Origin of the sequence: Nitrosomonas sp. Is24, from assembly GCF_033063335.1 — a bacterium.
Lineage (GTDB): Bacteria > Pseudomonadota > Gammaproteobacteria > Burkholderiales > Nitrosomonadaceae > Nitrosomonas.
The window spans coordinates 1,761,992-1,784,558 of the sequence record NZ_JAWJZG010000001.1; the positions used below are offsets into that span (position 1 = coordinate 1,761,992).

General features: G+C 50.2%; 18 protein-coding genes. 10 read left to right on the forward strand and 8 right to left on the reverse strand.

The annotated features are described in order from the left end of the window. Positions 1–15: 15 nt before the first annotated feature. The 3 genes from hemW to R2103_RS08025 all read right to left on the reverse strand — a co-directional run bounded on the left by hemW (position 16) and on the right by R2103_RS08025 (position 4,472). Positions 16–1,209 (reverse strand): radical SAM family heme chaperone HemW, encoded by a 1,194-nt coding sequence (hemW, locus tag R2103_RS08015; RefSeq protein ID WP_317530943.1) that lies wholly within the window; start codon positions 1,207–1,209, stop codon positions 16–18. Positions 1,210–1,213: 4 nt separating this feature from the next. Next, entirely contained in the window at positions 1,214–3,724 is a 2,511-nt protein-coding gene (locus R2103_RS08020; protein WP_317530944.1) for an ABC transporter permease, read from the reverse strand. A gap of 61 nt (positions 3,725–3,785) precedes the next feature. Next, a complete protein-coding gene (locus R2103_RS08025) occupies positions 3,786–4,472 on the reverse strand; it encodes an ABC transporter ATP-binding protein (RefSeq protein WP_317530945.1) in 687 nt (228 codons plus the stop codon). Here R2103_RS08025 and R2103_RS08030 point away from each other — a divergent pair. Then, positions 4,471–5,115: an arylesterase gene (locus tag R2103_RS08030; RefSeq protein ID WP_317530946.1), complete on the forward strand. Its 645-nt coding sequence runs from the start codon at positions 4,471–4,473 to the stop codon at positions 5,113–5,115. The genes R2103_RS08025 and R2103_RS08030 overlap by 2 nt on opposite strands. A 30-nt stretch (positions 5,116–5,145) precedes the next feature. Here the strand turns inward: R2103_RS08030 and R2103_RS08035 are convergent, their stop codons facing one another. Then, on the reverse strand, positions 5,146–6,144 hold the full coding sequence (locus R2103_RS08035) for an RluA family pseudouridine synthase (protein ID WP_317530947.1): 999 nt from the start codon (positions 6,142–6,144) through the stop codon (positions 5,146–5,148). 438 nt (positions 6,145–6,582) lie between these two features. Between R2103_RS08035 and R2103_RS08040 the strand changes: the two genes are divergently transcribed. Then, positions 6,583–9,108, forward strand: a complete 2,526-nt coding sequence (locus tag R2103_RS08040) for an Rne/Rng family ribonuclease (RefSeq protein WP_317530948.1) — start codon at positions 6,583–6,585, stop codon at positions 9,106–9,108. A gap of 31 nt (positions 9,109–9,139) precedes the next feature. On the opposite strand, the gene polA is transcribed toward R2103_RS08040, so the two are convergent. Next, a complete protein-coding gene (polA, locus tag R2103_RS08045; protein ID WP_317530949.1) occupies positions 9,140–11,881 on the reverse strand; it encodes a DNA polymerase I in 2,742 nt (913 codons plus the stop codon). 15 nt (positions 11,882–11,896) lie between these two features. Between polA and R2103_RS08050 the strand changes: the two genes are divergently transcribed. The 4 genes from R2103_RS08050 to R2103_RS08065 all read left to right on the forward strand — a co-directional run bounded on the left by R2103_RS08050 (position 11,897) and on the right by R2103_RS08065 (position 15,015). Further along, positions 11,897–12,616, forward strand: coding sequence for a TIGR00730 family Rossman fold protein (locus tag R2103_RS08050; RefSeq protein WP_317530950.1), 720 nt, complete (start codon positions 11,897–11,899; stop codon positions 12,614–12,616). A gap of 9 nt (positions 12,617–12,625) precedes the next feature. Beyond that, on the forward strand, positions 12,626–13,075 hold the full coding sequence (locus tag R2103_RS08055) for a DUF2782 domain-containing protein (RefSeq protein ID WP_317530951.1): 450 nt from the start codon (positions 12,626–12,628) through the stop codon (positions 13,073–13,075). A gap of 78 nt (positions 13,076–13,153) precedes the next feature. After that, complete coding sequence (locus tag R2103_RS08060; protein WP_317530952.1) at positions 13,154–14,104, forward strand: homoserine kinase; 951 nt, start codon at positions 13,154–13,156, stop codon at positions 14,102–14,104. 44 nt (positions 14,105–14,148) lie between these two features. Then, positions 14,149–15,015, forward strand: a complete 867-nt coding sequence (locus tag R2103_RS08065) for a BPSS1780 family membrane protein (protein ID WP_317530953.1) — start codon at positions 14,149–14,151, stop codon at positions 15,013–15,015. An 18-nt stretch (positions 15,016–15,033) separates the two neighbouring features. Here R2103_RS08065 and R2103_RS08070 read toward each other — a convergent pair whose 3' ends face one another. Together R2103_RS08070 and R2103_RS08075 are read right to left on the reverse strand one after the other, a co-directional pair. After that, a complete protein-coding gene (locus R2103_RS08070; RefSeq protein ID WP_317530954.1) occupies positions 15,034–17,232 on the reverse strand; it encodes a UvrD-helicase domain-containing protein in 2,199 nt (732 codons plus the stop codon). Between the two features lie 151 nt (positions 17,233–17,383). Then, positions 17,384–18,253: a phosphoribulokinase gene (locus R2103_RS08075; protein WP_317530955.1), complete on the reverse strand. Its 870-nt coding sequence runs from the start codon at positions 18,251–18,253 to the stop codon at positions 17,384–17,386. Between the two features lie 203 nt (positions 18,254–18,456). On the opposite strand from R2103_RS08075, the gene R2103_RS08080 reads away from it, so the two are divergent. The 3 genes from R2103_RS08080 to R2103_RS08090 all read left to right on the forward strand — a co-directional run bounded on the left by R2103_RS08080 (position 18,457) and on the right by R2103_RS08090 (position 20,242). Beyond that, positions 18,457–18,999 carry a hypothetical protein gene (locus R2103_RS08080; RefSeq protein WP_317530956.1) on the forward strand — a complete coding sequence of 181 codons (543 nt, stop codon included), beginning with the start codon at positions 18,457–18,459 and terminating at the stop codon, positions 18,997–18,999. 295 nt (positions 19,000–19,294) lie between these two features. Further along, complete coding sequence (locus R2103_RS08085) at positions 19,295–19,819, forward strand: hypothetical protein (RefSeq protein WP_317530957.1); 525 nt, start codon at positions 19,295–19,297, stop codon at positions 19,817–19,819. 60 nt (positions 19,820–19,879) lie between these two features. Continuing rightward, complete coding sequence (locus R2103_RS08090; RefSeq protein WP_317530958.1) at positions 19,880–20,242, forward strand: exosortase system-associated protein, TIGR04073 family; 363 nt, start codon at positions 19,880–19,882, stop codon at positions 20,240–20,242. 95 nt (positions 20,243–20,337) lie between these two features. Here R2103_RS08090 and R2103_RS08095 read toward each other — a convergent pair whose 3' ends face one another. Beyond that, a complete protein-coding gene (locus tag R2103_RS08095) occupies positions 20,338–20,787 on the reverse strand; it encodes a hypothetical protein (RefSeq protein WP_317530959.1) in 450 nt (149 codons plus the stop codon). A gap of 340 nt (positions 20,788–21,127) precedes the next feature. On the opposite strand from R2103_RS08095, the gene R2103_RS08100 reads away from it, so the two are divergent. Continuing rightward, positions 21,128–22,531, forward strand: coding sequence for an alkaline phosphatase PhoX (locus R2103_RS08100; RefSeq protein ID WP_317530960.1), 1,404 nt, complete (start codon positions 21,128–21,130; stop codon positions 22,529–22,531). Positions 22,532–22,567 lie beyond the last annotated feature (36 nt).

A 22,567-nucleotide genomic window follows, 5' to 3' on the forward strand; every position in this document is an offset into this window, starting at 1 on the left:
TGCGATTTTAGCGTATTATCCGGCGGAATTTTTTTCCGGCAGAAAGATTTGCAGCAAATCGTTGAGGAATCGTCTGCCCAAGATGGTCGGTTTGATGCGCAGATGATCGTACACCAGCAAACCGCGTTGTTCGGCTTCATCCAGCTGTTGCCGCACGGCGCTGAGCGGCAGACCGGTGCGCTCCTGGAACAATGCCGTATCAAATCCGCCGGTGAGCCGCAGCGCATTCATCATGAATTCAAAGCCACGGTCTTCCGCAGTCACTTCCTGGTGTGTGTGAATCAACGATTCACCGGATTGCGCTTTGGCCAGATATTCTTTCGGTTGCTTGTAACGCATTTGGCGCACGATCTTATCGGCGAAACTGATTTTGCTGTGCGCGCCCGCGCCAATCCCCAGATAATCGCCGAACTGCCAGTAATTCATGTTATGGCGCGACTCTTTGCCGACGCGCGCAAACGCCGAAGTTTCGTAATTACGGTACAGCTGGCTTGCCGTAACTTGTTCAATCATTTCCTGCATCGCCGCTGCTTGCTCGTCATCGGGAAGCGCAGGGGGAAAACGATGAAACAACGTATTCGGTTCGAGCGTCAGATGATAAGCGGAAATATGCGTAACACCCGCAGCACATGCCGTTTCGATATCGTTTTGCGCTTCTGGCAAGGTTTGCCCGGGTAGCGCATACATCAGGTCGAGATTGATATTGTCGAAATTCTTTTGCGCAATCTCGACGGCGCGATGCGCCTCTTGGTCGTCATGCACCCGCCCCAGTGCTTTCAGGTGCCGCGGATTAAAGCTTTGAATGCCGATCGACAAGCGGTTAATGCCTGCCGCGCGAAAATCGGCGAATTTCTGTGCTTCAAACGTGCCCGGATTGGCTTCCAGCGTGACTTCGGCGAAATGCTCCAGCGGCAGCAATGTACGCACCGCCGTCAAGATGGTATCGATCGACCGGGCGCTGAACAAGCTGGGCGTACCGCCACCGAAAAATACGCTGCTCAGACGCCGCCCCCACACATCGGCCAAGGCGAATTCAAGATCGCGCAGCAGTGCCGCCACATATTCGTCTTCGGGTGTTTGATCGTCCTGCCCGCGAATTTCGTGCGAATTGAAATCGCAATAGGGGCATTTCTTCAGACACCACGGAATATGGATATACAGACTCAGCGGCGGCAGCGCTTTAAGTTTTGGAGCTGGCAAACCGGTCATCGATTTATCCGATCTTACGTAAGGTCAACAACGGCGGACTCGATAGCGCTGAGCGCGTACCCAGCAAACCGGCGATTAACACACCGGCCACGCCGATGGACACGCCCACCACCCAGATCCAGGGATTAAACGTGTAATTAAGATGCAGCACATGCTTACCGATCACATACCCTAATGCGCTGGCGCCCGCCGAGGCGAACAACCCAGATAACCCGCCCAGAATCGCGAATTCCGCCGCCCAGGCGCGTGACAATTGCTCTCGCCGCGCGCCCAGTGCCCGGAAAATAGCCGCTTCGTAGATGCGCTCATCCTGCGTTGCGGCTATCGCGGCGTACAGCACAGCAAAGCCGGCCAGCAGTGTAAACACAAAGACAAATTCAATCGCTTGCGAAACCTGCTGGATCATCTGCTGAACTTGATTGATCACCGTCGCTACATCGACCACCAGAATGTTCGGAAACGCTTTAACCAATTCATGCACTCGATGAATTTCCGTTGGCGGCACATAGAAACTGGTGATGTAACTGGCCGGGTAATTTTCCAGCAAACCGGGCGGCACAACGACAAAAAAGTTGACGCGGAAAGTATCCCAATCGATTTTCCGCATGCTGGTGATTTTGGCGGAAAAATGACTACCCGCGATATCGTAGGTCAGTTCATCGCCCAGCTTGACGCGAATGGTTTTGGCGATGCCTTCTTCGATCGATAATTCCGCTTTCTGTGTACCGTGATCCCACCAAGCACCCTGCACCACTTCGTTATCCGTTCCCAGTTCATCGGCCCAGGTTAAATTGAATTCGCGCCGGATATGCCTCTCCGCATGCAAGTCATCGGCATAATCCTCCGCGAATACTTCCTTGCCATTAATTTTGATCAAGCGGCCGCGAACCATCGGATACATCCGTGGCGGTTCCAGTTCATGCTGCTGGAAAAATTCCTGCAACGGTTGCAGTTGATCCGCCTGGATATTCACCAGAAAATGATTCGGTGCGTCCGGCGGCAAGCTGGTGTGCCAATCGTCGATCAGGTCATCCTGGATCAGCGTCAGCACCAGCAAGGCCATCAACCCCAATCCCAATGCCACTGCCTGCAAAACACTGGAAACCGCACGGCGGCGGATGCTGGCAAGGCCATAGCGCCAAGCGCCACCGGCCTGATGCCGCAGGCTCGACAGCAAGCGGATCAGCAACCAGCCGAGACCGCCAAAAATGGCGATGGCCGAGATAAATCCCGTCACGATATAAAGCCCCAGTTTCAGGTCTTGCGCTTTCCAAATAAACAGCAGCGATAGCGCCGCCAGCCCCAGTAAATAGCCCGCGATGCTGTGTGCATTGGATAAACCGATATCCCGGCGCAGTACGCGCAATGCCGGAACGCTGCGTAAATTGAGCACGGGCGGCAAGGCAAACCCAAGCAGCAAAACCATCCCCACCAGCAGACCTTGCACCGCCGGCAGCCAGTTCGGCCACGGTAATTCGGTTTCGACTAGGCCGGTCAGCCAATGCGTCAAAATTTGCTGCGCGGCGAAACCGAGCAAACAGCCAATGCTGCTGGCGATCACTCCCAGGGCAACGAAATAATAAACATACAGATAAAACAGCTGACGCTGGCTGGCGCCCAAACTGCGCATCACGGCGCAACCATCCAGATGGCGCTGGGTAAAACGGCGCACGGCCAAGGCAATTGCAGCGGCGGCCAAAACCACGCTGGCCAGCGCTGCCAGGCTAAGAAATTTTTCCGAGCGCTCCAGCGCGGCTTTAATTTCCGGACGCGCATCGCGTATGCCTTCGAGTCTCTGCGCTTTAGTCAGTTGCGGTTTTGCCCAATCACGGAATTGCTGCACCACATGCGGCTCACCCGCGATCAGCAATTGATAGGAAACACGGCTGCCTTCCTGTATCAGTCCGGTTTTTTCCAGATCGGCGGCGTTGATGATAGCGCGCGGCCCCATGTTGATGAATCCTACCGAATGATCCGGTTCGCGCACCACCAGCTCGGTGACTGTCAATTGGGTAATGCCGACATCGACCACATCGCCCATCTTAAGATCCAACCGGGTCATGGCTTTTTCATCGACCCAGATGGTGCCCGGCTGGGGAATTCCATCGGCTGCACGAATTTCTGCTTGCGCCGCGGAGGCTTGTGATGACTGATTGGCCAAATGCACACGTCCGCGTAACGGATAGCCTTCGGTAACCGACTTAATCTCAGTTAGAAGATTGCTGTCCTCATGGGAGAGCATGCTGGCAAGTTTGGTCAGCGATGAAACGGACAAACCAAGGCGCCGAGCTTCACCGGCGTATTGCTCGGGTAGCGGCTGGCTCGAAATAACCAGCAAATCCGCGCCCAGCAATTGATTGCTTTCACGCGCCAGCGCCGATTCCACCCGGTCGGCAAAAAACCCGACCGTGGCAATGCCACTGACGGCAATGATCAGAGCCAGCAGCAAAACGTTGAGCTCACCCGCGCGCCAATCGCGATGCAGCATGCGCAAAGACAGCTTAAAATGATTCATGAAAATGAGAGCCTTGATGAAGAAATAGAGAATAAATACCCGCGCTGCTCAGTTTTTGCAACTACCGCACTAACCGCCCATCCGCCAAGCGGATCTGGCGCGCACAACGCCGCGACAAAGATTCATCATGCGTAACCAGTACCAGGGTCGTGCCATGCTCGCGATTGAGTTCAAACATCAAATCGATAATTTGCACACCGGTAGCCGAATCGAGATTGCCGGTAGGTTCATCGGCCAATAACAATTTCGGATCGGTTGCAAACGCGCGTGCAATGGCGACCCGTTGCTGCTCTCCACCGGATAACTGTTTGGGATAATGATGCAGGCGCTGACCCAATCCGACTCGTTCCAGCAATCTTCGCGCAGTGGCTTCCGCGTTGCCGGTGGCGGCCAATTCGAGCGGCAGCATAACGTTCTCAATTGCAGTCAACGCAGGCAATAGCTGGAATGATTGAAACACAAAACCGAGAATCCTGCCGCGCAATGCCGCCCGGCTATCTTCATCCAGCGAGAAAATATCCACCGCATCCAGATGAACTTTCCCGGAAGTCGGCAAATCCAATCCAGCCAGCAGCCCTAATAAAGTCGATTTACCGGAACCGGATGCACCTATAATTGCAACCGCTTCACCAGGATTTACTTGCAATTCGATATCCTGCAATATAGTCAATTGCTGATCGCCGGTATTCACTTGTTTGGTGAGCGCCTGCGTCCAAAGAATGGATTGATTAATACGATTATCTGACATGAAAAAAAATTTCCTGATTATTCTGATTCTTGTTTTTACTTTCGCCACCCCCGCTACTGCGTCCAGCAAAACAGTATTGGTCTTTGGCGATAGCCTGTCCGCCAATTACGGCATAGCGAGAGAAGCCGGCTGGGTTGCATTGCTCACGCAACGGTTACAATCCGAATTTGCCGATTATCAGATCATCAACGCCAGTATCAGCGGTGAAACCACGCTGGGTGGCCGCAACCGGATTCAGCAAACTCTTGAGAAACATCACCCTGAGATTATTATCCTTGAGCTTGGTGCAAACGACGGGTTACGCGGCTCGGCAATTAAATCCATCTATAACAATCTGGCGGCGATCATTGAAAAATGTCAACAGCACAACGCTTTGGTCTTACTGGCTGGAATGCAACTGCCGCCCAATTATGGCATGACTTATACACAAAAGTTCCAGGCTATTTTTCCGCAACTCGCTGAAAATTATAAAATCAAATTAGTACCGTTTCTACTAGCCGGCTTTGGTGATAAACACGAATATTTTCAGGCCGATGGAATACACCCGAACGAAGTTGCGCAGAAAAAGATTGTAGAAAATGTTTGGGAAGTTTTATACACCATGTTCAAAACCAAACAAGTTGCCGCCACCCCGGAAAACTAGCAACGCATTATAGCACCTGGACTCATTCACTTAAGATTCGCGAGTGTGTGACGCTTGCGCATGCTCCAAACCATCGATAAATTTCTGTAGATCCATCGACAACGGCGATTGCAGTTGCATGCGCGCTCCCGAAACCGGGTGTGTGATATGTAGCGTGTGAGCGTGCAGAAACATACGCGTCAGCTTATTTCTTCCGCTGGCTTTAGCCAGTTGCTTGTTCACTTCAAAATCACCGTACTTATCGTCACCGGCGATGGGAAACCCGAGATGCGACAAATGGACGCGAATCTGGTGTGTCCGGCCGGTTTTAATCTCCGCATCGAGCAAGCTGAAATTTTTCCAGGATTTTTGCAGTGTAAATATCGTATGCGCCTGCATCGGCTTGCTGTCTTTGTGAGTCCCGCTGGCAACCATCACACGCCGTTCACCGGCTGCTGTCACAAATTTGTCGAGCGCCAATTTGACATGTTGCTTGGTGTTACGCCATTCCCCTTTGACCATCACCCGGTAATGCTTTTCCATCAAACCATCACGAATTTGCCGGTGCAAATCAACCAGCGCGCTTCGTTTCTTCGCCAGCAAAAGCACGCCGGATGTCTCCCTATCCAAGCGGTGCACCAGCTCGAGAAATTTCCAAGTTGGATGCTGAGTGCGCAGCTGTTCGATGACACCGAAACTGATACCGCTGCCACCGTGAACCGCCATACCGCTCGGCTTATCAATCACCAGTAATGCGTCATCCTCGTACAAAACGGTAAAGTTAAAAAAATTAGCCGGGGCAATCTGTTTGGCGGCAATTTTTTCGGTGATCTTGATCGGCGGAATCCGTACCATATCACCCGATTGCAGGCGGTAACTGACATCTATCCGTTTTCCGTTAACACGAACCTGACCGCTTCTCACCAATTGATAGATGTGGCTTTTCGGTACATTCCTAAAACGCCCGAATAAGAAATTATCAATCCGCTGATCGTTTTCTTCTTCTCCTATGCATTTTTTGACGATTGACGCAGGGGATTGAGTATTCATTGTCACATTTTTGATTATTTCGGTTATTGATGAAAAGAAATGCAGATTTCTGACAAAAATCTAAAGATTTTACTTATTTCTTTTTAAAGTTGTTGCTGTAAAATTACCGTCCTTACTCGCTACAAACAGTGTTAATAATAATATTGACATAAAACAAAGTTCTATTTGGAACTTTATGTAAAATCTGTTACCTTAAACGAGGACAATAAAACCTGCTAAGTAGAGCATGGACGAGCTTTAATGACTTCAACACGAAAAGAATTTCACCAATAAAAATAAGATACTGAAATATAATAATAAAATAATTGAATTGATAAATAAGCATTACAATAAAATTATTAAATCAAAGCCTCGTCATTACAACTACGCATACCAAAAAAATCTAACCGAAGAAATTGCGGGTAGTGTATTTATAAATAGAACACGTAAGGCTTGTAAATGAAACGAATGTTATTTAATGCGACCCAACCTGAAGAGTTGCGAGTTGCAATCGTCAATGGTCAGACACTGATCGACCTTGACATCGAATCTATCAGTAAGGAACAACGTAAAAGCAATATCTACAAAGCTGTCATCACACGAATAGAACCCAGTCTGGAAGCCGCATTTGTAGATTATGGCTGCGAACGTCACGGTTTTTTACCCTTCAAAGAAATAGCCTCCTCTTGTCTTGCCGAAAATGGTACCGCCAATGGCCGCATTCAGGATTTATTGCAAGAAGGCCAGGAATTAATCGTACAAGTCGATAAGGATGAACGTGGCACAAAAGGTGCTGCGCTGACAACCTATATCTCACTGGCTGGCCGGTATCTGGTTTTAATACCCAACAATCCCAATAGCGGAGGCGTATCACGCCGTATCACAGGCGAAGAGCGCAACGATTTACGCGAAGTAATTGCGCAGCTCCAAGTGCCTGATGGAATGAGCATTATTGCCAGAACCGCCGGAATTGGCCGCAGCACGGAAGAGTTGCAATGGGATTTGAACTACCTGACGCAACTCTGGTATGCAATTGAAGAAGCAGCCAATCATCAGGATGGTGTTTTTCTGATCTATCAGGAAAGCAGCTTGGTGATTCGCGCGATCCGCGACTATTTCAGCCAGGAAATCGGTGAAATCTTAATCGACAGCCGCGATATCTATGAACAAGCCAGTCAGTTCATGGCGCATGTCATGCCCGCCAATGTCGATCGCCTGAAGTTTTATCACGACGATGTCCCGCTTTTTTCACGCTTTCAGATCGAACATCAGATAGAAACCGCTTATTCCAGGCAGGTTACGCTTCCTTCCGGCGGCGCAATCGTGATCGATCACACTGAAGCGTTAGTATCCGTTGACGTCAACTCAGCACGCGCTATCCGTGGATTGGATATTGAACATACCGCTTTAAATACCAATCTTGAAGCTGCCGATGAAATCGCCCGGCAATTGCGCTTGCGCGACTTAGGCGGATTGATTGTCATCGATTTTATCGATATGGATGTGCAACGCAATCAACGTGAAGTTGAAGCCAGGCTGCACGAAGCATTGCGGCAAGATCGCGCGCGCATCCAAGTCGGAAAAATATCGCGCTTTGGTCTGCTGGAGTTATCACGGCAACGTCTGCGCCCTTCCCTGGGTGAAAGCAATTATATTCCGTGCACACGCTGCCACGGTACCGGATTCATCCGCGGAACCGATTCTTCGGCATTACATGTGCTGAGAATCATCCAGGAAGAAGCCATGAAAGAAAATACCAGTGCATTGCACGTCCAGCTTCCGGTGGATGTGGCCACTTATCTTCTGAATGAGAAGCGAGCGGAAATTTATGATATTGAAGTGCGACAGCGGATTAGTATCGTCCTCATACCCAATATCCATATTGAAACACCCACGTACAATATTACCCGAATACGCCACGAAGACAGCAAAGCAAACGAATCCATAGCGAGTTATAAACTAGTCGAAAAAAATACCGAGGAAAATAACCCGGTCATTTCCGAGCAAAGAAACAAGCCCACCCGTCCTCAAGCCGCAGTTCAAGGCATAACACCCGCTCAACCTGCACCGATCCGCGAAGATAGATCACGCGATACCTCGCTGCTGGATAAATTTTTCAGCTGGTTTAAGCCCGCACACAGCGAAGAAACAAGGATTGATCTTGAAGAAAAGCCTGTTGAAGATAAAACCCGGCAGCAGGAGCGTGGACGCTCGCGTGGACGCCGTGGGCGCAACCGCAATGAGCGCAAAGATACTTCCGCGCAAAAACCGGCCAAGCAGAGCGATGCACCAGATTCAACCGGTGCGGCGCAGGATTTCAATAATCCGGAATCCGGGCAATCATCTCAATATGATTCAGTAGCTGCGGAGTCTCCAAGGAACAATCCGAGGAGAGTCGCTCAGCCAGCTACTACAGGCTTTGTGGAAGCCGCCGAGATTACCGATATTTCTACCGCGGAAACAGGAAACGCTGAAAGCAGCGGTACGAAAACCGATGAACGCAGACGAAGCCGCCGGCATCGTGGCAATAAAAACCGTGACCATAACGGACAAGCGAGAAATGCTGCGGAAAACCATGAAGCCGTGACTGATGAAGCACCCGGTGATGCTGTTCAACAGGATGAATATCCAATCAGCCTGCAACCAGCAGTAGTGGCAGCGGAAGCGATACCTGCTAACGAAGATTCACCGCCTCCCGCTGCTAAAAAGCAATCCAGCAGGAGAGCACCGGCAGCTAATCAAACAGTGCAAAACAGTACCATTCAACCCGAATCTCCGCCGATTCCAGCCCCAATAGCGGAAATCAGTGTGCCCAAGGAACTTCCGGATTTGAGCAAAAGCGGCCTGATCATGATAGAAACGCCACCCGAGAAAGTCGAAATGGTAACTGATGAGATCATTATCCCTAAAAGACCACGCAGAAGGGTTAGAAAAGCCGCCACGCCACAAACCGAGCCGCTGATGCAAGTTGAAACGCGCGAATAAGCACCTGTAACAAGCAGCAGGCACACTGAGTCTAATGTGCCTGCTCCCAATTATCCCCAACACCGACTTCGATCAGCAGCGGCACATCCAGCTGCAACACATTGCCCATACACTCCGGCAAGGTGTTTTTGACTACTGCCACTTCATTCTCCGGCACTTCCAGAACCAACTCATCGTGCACCTGCATGATCAATTTGCTGTTTAACCTTGCCTGATGCAGCCAGTTACGCACCGCGATCATCGCCAGCTTGATGATATCGGCGGCAGTACCTTGCATCGGTGCATTAATGGCGGCTCGCTCCGCGCCTTGGCGGCGGTTTCCATTGGCGTTATTGATTTCGGGCAACCATAACCGGCGTCCCAGCACGGTTTCCACATACCCCAGTTGCCTGGCTTTTTCGCGAGTTTGCCGCATATACGTGTCCACCCCCGGATAGCGGGCAAAATACCGTTCCATATACGCACGAGCGGCACTGCGTTCGATACCAAGTTGAGACGCCAGGCCGAACTCCGACATGCCATAGATCAAACCGAAATTAATCACCTTGGCGTAACGGCGCTGCTCTTGATCAACTTGATCCAGCGGAATTCCGAGAATTTCCGCAGCCGTTGCGCGATGGATATCTTCTCCGGCGGCAAATGCCTTGAGCAATCCTTCATCCTGGGAAATATGCGCCATGATGCGTAACTCGATTTGCGAATAATCCGCTGAAATGATTTTGTGACCCGGCGGCGCAATAAATGCTTCGCGGATTCTACGGCCTTCGCTGGTACGCACCGGAATATTCTGCAAATTCGGATCGGAACTGGCCAAACGCCCGGTCACAGCGACCGCCTGTGCATAATTGGTATGCACCCGGCCGGTATTGCGATCCATCATCAATGGCAGTTTGTCGGTATAGGTCGACTTCAGTTTGGCCAGACCGCGATAATCGAGCAACAGTTTGGGCAATGGGTAATCCAGTGCCAATTGTTGCAGCACATCTTCATCGGTGGAAGGCACACCGGTGGGTGTTTTTTTGATAACTGGCAGTTTGAGTTGAGTAAACAGAATTTCCTGGATTTGCTTCGGTGAATTCAGATTGAAGGGTTGTCCTGCCAGCGTATGCGCTTGTTGCTCCAGTATTTGCAATTTTTCACCCAATTCGTGGCTCTGCCTTTGCAGTAGTTTATAATCCAACAGCACACCGTTGCGCTCGATTTCAAACAGCACATCCAGAACCGGCATCTCTATTTCACGATAAATGTAGTTCAACCGTTCATCCTTCTGAATGCCGGGATACAGCGTTTGGTGCAAGCGCAGTGTGATATCCGCGTCTTCCGCGGCATACTGCGTGGCGATATCAAGTGCCACTTCGTCGAACCCGATGCGATTCACGCCTTTGCCGGTCACATCGTCATAACTGATGGTTTTCACATCCAAATGACGCAGCGCCAGACTATCCATATTATGCGGCCGGTGCGATTCCAGCACATACGATTGCAGCAACGTGTCATGCACAATGCCGTTCAACTGAATTCCATGATTGGCGAACACATGCTTATCGTATTTCAAGTTCTGCCCCAATTTGGGTTTTGCCGCATCCTCCAGCCATGGCTTCAATCGATTCAATACCGCCTCAAGCGCAAGCTGCTGCGGTACACCGGCGTAGTTGTGCATCAGCGGAACATACGCTGCATGATGGCTTTCAATGCAAAACGAAATGCCTACCAGTTTCGCCTGCATCGGATTAAGACTGGTCGTTTCGCTATCCACTGACACCAAGGGCGCTGTATCCAGCCGGATTAACCATTCGTCCAACTCGCTTTCGGTCAAAATCATTTGATACATAGCGGGGCAATCCGCTGCGGCAGGAGTGCTGCTATCGTTCATCGCGTCACCCGGCATTTCATTAACAGCAATCGATCCGGATTGGCTCTCGATCATCTGCTGGCGCAATTCGCGCAAAGACGATTTCATATCGAGCTGTTCATACAACTGGGCTAATCGCTCGGTATCCTGCGGCTGCGGCGCAAGATCGGTAATGCTCACAGGCAAATCGACATCGCATTTAATCGTGATTAATTGACGCGAGGTATCGAACCAACCGAGTGCCTGACGTAAATTGTCACCGACCGCGCCTTTGATTTCACCGGCATGCGCAATCAGATTTTCCAGCGATCCGTACTGCGCCAGCCACTTGACCGCTGTCTTGGGACCCACTTTTTGCACGCCAGGCACATTGTCGGACGTGTCGCCGACCAGCATCAAATAATCCAGCATACGATCCGGCGGCACACCGAATTTAACCTGCACGTTCGCTTCATCGAGCACTTCGTTGCTCATGGTGTTCACCAACATCACCTGCGGATTCACCAACTGCGCGATATCCTTATCGCCGGTCGAGATGATGCAACGCATACCGGCAGCGGCGGCTTGTTTCGCCAACGTACCGATGACATCGTCGGCTTCCACGCCATCGACGATCAGCATCGGCCATCCCATCGCGCGAATGCAAGCATGCAAGGGCTCGATCTGCACCGCCAAATCGCGCGGCATTGGCGGCCGGTGCGCTTTATAGTCGGGATACAGTTCGTCGCGGAAAGTTTTACCTTTTGCATCAAACACGCACGCGCTATAATCGGCGTGGTAATCCTTGTGCAAGCGCCGCAGCATATTGAGCACGCCATGAATTGCACCGGTCGGTTCATTGTTATGATTACGTAAGTCTGGCAATGCATGAAAAGCGCGATACAAATACGATGAACCGTCAACCAGCAACAATGTTTTCATTGATAAGATTTTCCTATGAGCCTATACGATAAACCGGCCACGCATTTGTCTGTGGATAAACCCTGGTCAGCAAAAGAATCATGGCGCTTGTTCGGCATTATGGCAGAGTTTGTCGAAGGAACAGAACGTCTTGATACCATCCAGCCCGCCGTGAGCATTTTCGGCAGCGCGCGCACCGACCCCAATAATCCGCACTATAAATTAGCCGAGCAGATTGCCAAACAGCTTTCCGATGCCGGTTTTGCGGTCATTTCCGGCGGCGGCCCTGGTATCATGGAAGCTGCCAATAAAGGCGCTTATTATGGCAAATCACCCAGCATCGGATTGAATATCCAGCTGCCGCACGAGCAGCATCGCAATGCTTATCAGGATATCAGCCAGACTTTCCGGCATTTTTTCGCGCGCAAATATATGTTTGTCAAATTTGCCACGGCTTACGTTGTGCTGCCCGGCGGTTTCGGCACTCTGGACGAATTAATGGAAGCGCTGACATTGGTGCAAACCGGCAAAACCCGCAAGATGCCGATCATTCTCGTGTATTCGCAATTCTGGCGCGGTTTGCTGGATTGGTTTCAGAACACTTTGATCACTGAAGGTTTCATATCGGCGGAGGACATGAATCTGATTCAGGTCATTGATGAACCGGATCAAATCGTCAATGCCATTTTTAAATATTATGAAAGCAGCGGATTTGAACCGACTGCCGCTGAGCGAGAAATTCAACTCAATCTTTAACTGTCCGCGATGATTTTAGGTAGAATACCCGTTAATCTCGACCCGCCGGTAACCAACATGATGTACCTGTATCCACTTATTTTTATCTTGGTGATCATTTCTGCATTGCCTGCCATGGCGCAATCCGATCAGCCGAAGCAGGCTAAAAAGCTTTCGCACCCGGATAACCTCATTCCATTGCCGGAGCCTCCCGAGTTACCTAAAGAATTGGCGGATCCTCCACCGCTTCCGCCTGATATTCAGCCGGATCCCGAACTGGAAACGCAAGTGACCATCATCAAGCGCGGCGAAGACACCATTGAAGAGCATCGCGTCAACGGAGAATTGATGATGATCAAGGTGATTCCGCGCATCGGTCCACCGTATTATCTGAAAAAAAATATCAGCCGCGGCCATACGCACGCAGGCGATGCCGGTATTGATGTCAGTCCGCCAATGTGGCAATTCTTGAAATTTTAACCCCGATAAAAAGCGAAAGCACGTAATCCGATGAAACCTTTCTGTTTCCACTTTTCCGCTTTTTTATTCTGTTAGCCCATGTCAGTTTTTACACCTGTTACCGATAGCCAGCTCACGGTCTGGTTACAAAATTATGCGTTGGGTCAGTTAGTCCAATTGCAAGGTATTTCATCGGGCATCGAAAATACCAATTATTTCGTCACGACTACGCAAGGCAAATTTGTATTGACGCTGTTCGAGAAGCTGACGCGCGACGAACTGCCGTATTATCTGAATCTGATGGCGCATTTATCCCGGCACGGCATTCCCTGCCCCGCGCCGGTTGCGATGTTGGATCAGCAATTGCTGGGCGAACTCAACGGCAAACCGGCAACGATCGTAACCTGCCTGCCGGGACAATCCGTTATGCATCCCATCGCGGAACACTGTGCGGAAGTCGGCCGGATACTGGCTAAAATGCATGTGGCGGGCAGCTCGTATCCGGGACGAATGAGTAATCCGCGCGGACTTCCTTGGTGGCAAGCCAGAGCGCCCGAGATTGCCCCTTTTCTTTCCGCCGATGAGCAATCCTTGCTTGCAGCAGAATTGAATTTTCAACGATCGCAGCAAACCGGCACATTACCTGGCGGCGTTATTCATGCCGACTTGTTCCGCGACAATATTCTGTTTACCGGGCATACCATCGGCGGCGTCATCGATTTTTATTTCGCCTGCAACGATGCGTTCTTGTATGATCTGGCCATTACGGTCAACGACTGGTGCATGACTGAGAACAAAGTCTTGGATGAATCATGCACGCTGGCGCTCATTAAAGCTTATCATGCCGTACGTCCGCTTAACGCGGCCGAACACGATGCCTGGTCTGCCATGCTGCGTGCCGGCGCACTGCGTTTCTGGGTATCCCGTTTGTACGACTATCATTTACCGCGCCCGGGGGAATTGACACACGCCAAAGATCCGGCGCACTTCCGGGAAATATTAAAAAATCATGCGCGCGATTCAGTAAAACTACAGCAGCTCTGGATATAACGCTTCATTAAAACCGTTTACTGAAATTAACTGGAGAAACATTAATGGAAATTCATCAAGTTCACGCAAAACAGGGATTACAATGGATTCTAAGCGGTTTCTACATGTTCCGCAGAGCACCGCTGGCTTGGGTTTTTGTGTGCTTCACCCTGATGTTGATCGCCATATCGATGTCGTTGATCCCATTGCTGGGAAAATTTATTTTTACCTTGGTTTCACCGGTATTTCTCGCAGGAATCATGCTGGGATGCAAGGACATGGAACAAGGCAAATCGCTTGATATGACGCACTTATTTGCTGCTTTCAGGACCAATACCGTGCCGCTCATCACGATTGGCGGGATTTATTTGGTCGGGCAGATTCTCATCATCGGTCTGGTTATGTTGATCGGCGGTTCGCAAATGACCGACATGATGCTCTACGGCAAAAGAGTCGATGAAAGTGAACTGATGGGCGTGATGAGCAGTTTCCTGACATCCTCCTTGATTGCGCTGACGCTTTCCATTCCATTGATGATGGCTTCCTGGTTCTCGCCGCTGCTGGTGGTGTTTGAGAACGTACCGCCCATTATAGCCATGCAAAAAAGCTTTTTTGCCTGCCTGAGAAACTTCATACCATTTCAGTTGTATGGCGTTACGCTCATCGTGCTGACCATTATCAGCGTGATGCCTTATGGCGCCGGTCTGATCATTCTGATTCCAACCATTTTCGCGTCCATCTATGTCAGTTACAAAGACATCTTCCTGAATGAACCCATCCGCTTCAAAAACAACCAATCCGAAGCGGATTTACAAAAAGCCAATTGGGGCGATGCCGATCAACAACCGGGACAACAACATGAGCCTGAAGCCAAAGAGGAAACGGCTACAACCGGAAATAAACCTCAGGATAAAGATCAAAACGAACGCTGAGCGTGTAATACATGGTCATTAAAGCGCGGTCAATTTGGCATATTCGAGCAACAGCCATTTCGCACCGGCATGATCGAAATTAACCTGAACGCGCGCATCGCTGCCGCTGCCTTCGTAGTTGATGATAACGCCGTCGCCGAACTTGGCATGCGAGACATTTTGTCCGATGCGCCACTCCCCACCGGAAGATTTTGGCTGACCGTAGGCGGTCCTTGAATAATTTGTTGCGGTTTGACTGCCGCTATTGGAAGCGTAGGCACCTTGATTCATTCGCGGTGCTGATTGCAGCCATTTCAAGCAGTTTTGCGGGATTTCATCGAGAAAACGCGATGCGATGTGATAGCGGGTTTGACCATGTAGCATGCGGCTTTGCGCAAAACTGAGATATAACCGGCGGCGCGCACGCGTCATAGCCACATACATCAGCCGCCGCTCTTCAGCAATGCCGTTGATTTCATTCAAACTATTCTCGTGCGGAAACAATCCTTCTTCCAAACCGCTCAGAAAAACGCTGTGAAATTCCAATCCTTTGGCGGCATGCACCGTCATCAATTGCAACGCATCCTGGCCGCTGCCCGCCTGATGCTCACCGGCTTCCAGCGATGCGTGCGCGAGGAATTCCGCCAAGCTGTCGTTTTCCGCTTCATGCACAAAACTGGTCGCAGCATTAATCAACTCGTTTAAATTTTCCAGCCTTTCCGCGCCCTCGCGCTCTTTGCCGTAATGCGCCAGTAATCCGCTGCTTGTCAGCATGTGCTCAACGATTTGCGGAAGCGGTAATGCTTTACAGTACTGCTGCATGCTCAGAATCAAATGCACGAATGCCGCGATACCTTTTAACATCTCCGGCAATTTTTGCAGCACGGCCGATTCACCGCCGCACTTTTGCACAGCGGCAATCCACAGACTGCCACCAAGCACTTTGGCGTCTTCCTGTAATTGTTCCAGTCCACGAGCGCCGATACCACGCGCCGGAAAATTAATCACCCGCAATAACGCGCTGTCATCGCCGGGATTGGCAATCAAGCGCAAATAGGCCAATGCATGTTTGATTTCCTGCCGGTCGAAAAACCGCATACCACCATACACACGATACGGTATCGCGGCATTGAACAAACTGTGCTCAAGCACCCGCGACTGCGCATTGGAACGATACAGCAGCGCCATTTCCGACAAGGCAACACCTTCCGCATGCAATGCTTTGACTTCTCCCACGATAAACGCCGCTTCGTCGAAATCATTCGGCGCGTTATAAACCCGCAATAGCTCGCCTTTGCCTTCCGCCGTCCAGAGATTTTTCCCCAATCGCTCGCTATTGTTTTCGATCAAAGCATTCGCTGCATCCAAAATATGGCCGTGCGAACGGTAATTCTGCTCGAGTTTGATAACTTTGGTGATACCAAAATCATGCTCAAAGTCCCGCATGTTGCCGGCATAAGCACCGCGAAACGCATAAATACTCTGGTCGTCATCGCCGACGGCAAAAACCGCCGCGGCATTTTTTGTTCCGGTACCCGCCAGTAACTTCAACCATTTGTATTGCAGCGGGTTGGTGTCCTGAAACTCATCCACCAGGATATGATGAAAGCGCTGGCGATAGTGCTGACATAGAATTTCATTGCGATTCAGCAGTTCATAACTGCGCAGCAGCAATTCGGCAAAATCCACCGCACCTTCCTTCTGGCATTGCTGCTCGTACGCTTGATAAAACTCCAGCATACGGCGCGAGTAAGCATCTTCAACCGTAACATACGCCGCACGCAATCCGGCTTCCTTGGCATTATTGATGAACCATTGCACCTGGCGCGGCGGGAATTTTTTTTCATCAGCCGATAAGTCTTTCAGAATGCGCTTGATCAAAGCCAGTTGGTCGGCGGAATCGAGAATCTGAAACGCTTGCGGCAAACCAGCATCCTGAAAATGCGTCCGCAACATGCGATGGCATAAACCATGAAACGTGCCGATCCACATACCGCGCGGATTAACCGGCAGCATTGCGGTAATGCGCGTCAACATTTCCTTGGCTGCCTTATTGGTGAATGTCACGGCCAGGATGCCGTTCGGATTCGCTTGCCCCGACTGGATCAAATGAGCAATACGTGTTGTCAGTACACGGGTTTTGCCGCTACCGGCGCCAGCCAGCACCAGTACCGATTGATGCGGCAGCGTAATGGCTTCGAGTTGCTGCGGATTGAGATTGGATAATAAAGAAGTCATGTGGCCGATATAGCCAGCGACGGACTGACTAGACTTGAAACCAAGGGGATCGAATGCATTTTCAACGCACTGATTAATCCGGAATACGATAGATCAGAGTTTGCACTTGATATCGTAATTCACGAATTAACCGGCCGTTGGTTAGAAACTACTATGCCCTGCTTTTGGCAACGATATCCAAAATCAGCGGCGTCAGTATCAGTTCAATCGCCATGCCCATTTTGCCGCCAGGAACAACGATAGTGTTAGGACGGGACATGAACGAATCATGGATCATTCTCAGCAGGAATGGAAAATCCGTCGTCTCAGGATGTCTAAAGCGAATCACGACCATACTTTCGTCCAATGTCGGAATTTCCCGGGCAATGAACGGATTGGAAGTATCAACCGTCGGCACGCGCTGGAAATTAATATGTGTACGCGAGAATTGCGGCGTGATGTAATGCACGTAGTCATGCATGCGGCGCAGTATGGTGTGCGTGACAGCTTCAGCTGAATAACCGCGCGCATTGGTGTCGCGATAGATTTTTTGAATCCACTCCAGGTTGACGATAGGCACTACACCGACCAATAAATCCACATATTTGGCAGCATCAGCGGTATCGCTCTTGGCGCCGCCATGCAGTCCTTCGTAAAACAGCAAATCGGAACCGGCTGGAATCTGCGACCAAGGTGTGAATGTTCCCGGTTTTTGATTCCAAGGCGCAGCTTCTTCTTCGTTATGCAAGTACAAACGCTTCTGCCCCGTGCCTTTCTCGCCGTATTCTTTAAACAGCGCTTCCAATTTTTCAAATTCGTTGGCTTCAGGACCGAAGTGGCTGATCGGACGGCCGGCGTTTTTTTCTGATTCGGCTACGGCTTGTTTCATTGCTTCACGATCGTAGCGATGAAAACTGTCACCCTCGATCACCACCGCACTGAGTTTCTCACGGCGGAAAATATGTTCAAAACTGGTTTTAACCGTTGAGGTGCCTGCACCTGATGATCCGGTAACGGCGATAACCGGGTGTTTTTGCGACATTCTTATTTTCTCCTAAAATATATATCACTATTAAAATTTTGCATCCTATATGATACCTTTTTTCTGCTAATCTTTGACAGGGATAATTGCTTTGCATTGAACTTTGTCTGAAAGAATTATACGAATCCACAGAGCGAAAAATACCACCGCTTGGCGGCGCGCAGCCCCTGAACCCGTAGGCACGATAATGGAGTGAAAGCACCATGAAAGCAATCAAACAACTGATCATACCGTCGATAGCTTCCTGCATGCTGGGAGCTTGCGTCAGTTTACCGACCGGTCCCAGCGTCATGACCTTGCCGGGTTCCGGTAAAAGCTTCGAGCAGTTCCGCTATGACGATTACGCATGCCGCCGCTATGCCTATGAGCAAGTCGGCGGTATAACGCCACGGCAATCGGCACAAGCCAGTGGTGTGGAAAGTGCAGCGATCGGTGCCGGACTTGGCGCGGCGGCAGGCGCCGCCATCGCAGGCGGTGGAGGCGCGGCGATCGGCGCGGGTACCGGTTTGCTAGCCGGCGGACTGGCCGGTTCGGGCACGGCCAGCACTTCCGCATACGTCAATCAGCAGCGCTATGACATGGGCTATATTCAATGCATGTATGCCAAAGGGCATCGCGTTCCGGTATCCGGCCGAATCAGCGGCGGTCCGCCCGCACATACCGGCGGCGGCACGGTACCTGCGTCATCTAATTTTACTCCACCGCCTCCGCCCCCGGGTAATCCCCCGCCGCCGCCACCGCGATAATTTCTCGCTTTGATTCGCGCATTGATCTCGATAACCGGTATAACATTGCGGGTCATCAATACCCAGAGCTTTATTACGGTGAGAAAAGTTTACAGCGGGATTGGCATGAATTCGTGTTCAAATGGATAGATCATTGCTTATCAAACAACCCATCACTCAGTATCATATTACGTTAGAATATGTGTTGAAAACGATCGCTGTTGCATGAGTAACCGGCGATTCAGGATAGAAACTCACAATTAGTTTTTTTACCCATTGCATTTGAACCTTAAGATAAGAACATAGGAGTAAAACTGTGCATCCGCTTGTACCTATTATCATGGCATTTGGTGCCATTCTGTTTTTAATTGGAATAATCGTTCAAGCCTGGTTTGGTGTGAAACGGACCAGCACCATAAAACTGCGAGGAAAGGAATATAAAATCTGGCAGTTTGTAGCAACCACTGTGGGATCGGGTGTAGCGCTGTTCATGTTCTCGGTCTTGATGCCTAAATATATGCCTTATGAACCGGAACAAGGGCCTCAGCTGGCGCAACCTGCATTATCCGGTAATCTGAAATATGAATTGGATTCCATCCTGGCCAGTTTGAATATCAAGAACGATACCATACTGAACGCGATCGACCGGTTCCAAGTAGAGTATCAAGCGGCATCGCAGAAAGGTGACAAAAACACCATGGATTTGCTCGCGCTGGAAATTGCCTACAGAATCAGAACGGAACTGCAAAACCTAGGACATGCGGAAAGCCGGATCGAGCGCGATGTTGAAGGAATCCTGGGCATTCTGAAACAACCTGCCAAACCAGGGGATGGCAAGTAGAAAAATTACCCGGCATTTCGATAGAATGAAAATTTAATTAATTACTCGATAGGATTGACCATGAAAAGAACGATTCAAGCACTATTAATCGTCTGCACGATGCTTTTAGCAGCCCCTCAATTAGTATTGGCTGACCAGTATCCTGACAAAGTTGTAGAAAAACTGGGAAATGGCCTTGCAAACGCGGTGACCGGGGTTGTTGAAATACCGAAAACAATCACAATCGTTGGCAACCGGGATGGCGTCGTTCACGGCATGACCGTCGGTTTTCTAACCGGTATCGCCAATGCGGTAGGCCGCTCACTGAGCGGAGCGTTCGATATTGCAACCTTCCTGGTACCGACAACGCCTTTTGTCAAACCAGCCAACATCTGGGATGATTTCAACCGCGAAACCACTTTTGTCGAAGCGCACATGCGCTAATCGCTTCACTATTTCTGCCACTGTCCATTCTCAGCAGAAAATGCAGTGGCAGAAAACAATCACTACAGTTTACAAAGAAAAAGTTTTCTTAAAAACTAAATGGACTTACCAAAATTTGCCGGTGGTGAGTCCGCTTCCAGGCATTCGCTGAATACATAACTGTCTTCCTCTTCCGCAAATCCTTCGCTTTCAACCAGTACGAAACTGACACAATCCTTCTTTTTAAAGGAATAGCGGTATTTATCGGGATGCCCTTTTTCCGGTAACGCAATCTCATGGAATAAACCATCCTTGATCCACCAGCGGCCGGATTCGCTAAAACTCTGCGCCGTATCATCCTTCTCCATGAAACTGAACTCGATGGTATAGGTGCCATCGGCATTTCTCGTTTGCGTCCAACGTTTTAACGTACCGCCTTCTTCCAGGTATTCACCTGTCCATACCCCGATCAGTTTGACATCAAGCGCAGGACGCTGATGACCGGCTGTGATCGCAGTACAGCCCAGCAATGCAATCGCCAGGAATGGCAAAACTAACAACTTCATTGATTCTCCTTTCATTACTGTTAATCCGAAGCGTGCGCTATTGTTTTGCGAAGCCACACACTTAAACGATCCAAATAAAATTATCGCATTTTTCCATATTAGCCTATGACAACCGGAAGTCTCCACAGAGCTATTCCAGCACTCAATAATTCCCAACCGATCCAGTAATAGTCCTGCAATAGGCACGTCACATCCCGTTCTTATAATCCATCGCGTACTGTAAAGCTATACCCGGTGTGAATCGGGGACCGGAAAATCCAGGATCTGCAACGCAGATAGCCAGATTGCCTGTACTTATCATTGGATTAAAGAATTTTTTAGATTATTTCGGGAGAATACAATGTACAAACAAAGAATACTCGCTACTGTCGTTTCCGGAGCACTCATGATGGTATCCGGAGCACCGCAAGCCGTTGCCGCCAGCACCGGTTTTGATAGTTTTACTGCTTTACCTGGCAGTGTTCCCGGCGGCTCATTAGCGGAATCCAGCCCATTTCTACTCGCAAATCCAAGCTGGAGCCAGACCTCCATTGCCAATCGCGCCAATCAATTAAGCCAAGGAATCGATAATAGCGGCAATTGGGACATGATTACGGCCAACGAATCCGGCGCGGATGCGGGCCGTTATTTGTTCATGCCGTTTGAAACCGGATCCGCTGGCGTGCAACGTATCGATTTGTCGAATGCCGATTACAATACCCGTACCGTGACGCTGGTCGCATCCGGCACACAAAACTTCGTTTCCGGCGACGCTTCCCTTTGGACTCCCTGGGGTGGCTACTTAACCGCCGAGGAATCATGGGGCACCGGTAGCAGCAAAGGGCGTCTATTTGAATTGACCAACCCAGTCACCGCAACCGGCTCAAGTGATTCCAATTTTGTGCAGCGCAGTGTTCTTCCACGCGTGTCGCACGAAGGTTTAGCGTTTGATAAAGACAACAGCTTGTACTTCATTGATGAAGTGAACGGTGGCGGTATCTACAAGTATGTCTCGGCAAATCCGCATGCCTCCAATGGCGACGATTATTTTGCCGCCGGACAAACCTTCGTGATGCTGGTTAACGGCGGTAACAATGCCAATGCAACCGGTGCCATCACCTGGGCGCCGATCACCGATGCCAGCGGCGGCGCACTGCCCGGAGTCTCCGTACTCAACGCCGACGGCACCATCGATGGCCGTTTATCCGCCAACAATGTGCTTTCAACCGATTATCAACGCCCGGAAGATCTGGAAATCAAAACATTGGCGAACGGCGATCAGATCCTCTACGTAGCCACTACCACGACGGATGAAGTGTATTCCTTCAATCTCGCCAGCAATAACGCTAGTCTGTTTGTCAATACTGCCACGCTGGACCAAGCCACCGGTTTGGGTGTCGGCAGCGTATTCAAGAATCCGGATAATTTGGCTATCGATGCCAAAGGCAATATCTACATCGTTGAAGACCAGCCGGGCGGCTCCGCCGATATCTGGTTTGCTCAAGATGCGAATAACGACGGTATCGCCGAATCGGTCGGCCGTTGGGCTTCCCTGTCAACTTCGGGCGCAGAACCGACCGGGCTTTATTTTGACAAATTCAACCCAAACATCGCTTATGTGAATGTACAACATCCTTTCAGCGGCGATGATCGTACCATCATGATTGCAGTGCCAGAACCTGAGACCTATGCGATGTTATTGGCAGGTTTGGGTTTGATTGGCGCTTCTGTACGCCGCCGAAAAAACTTTCCTCACGCCGGTTGAGTAATACCTCGCTCCCGGAAAATCTATTTTCCTGAG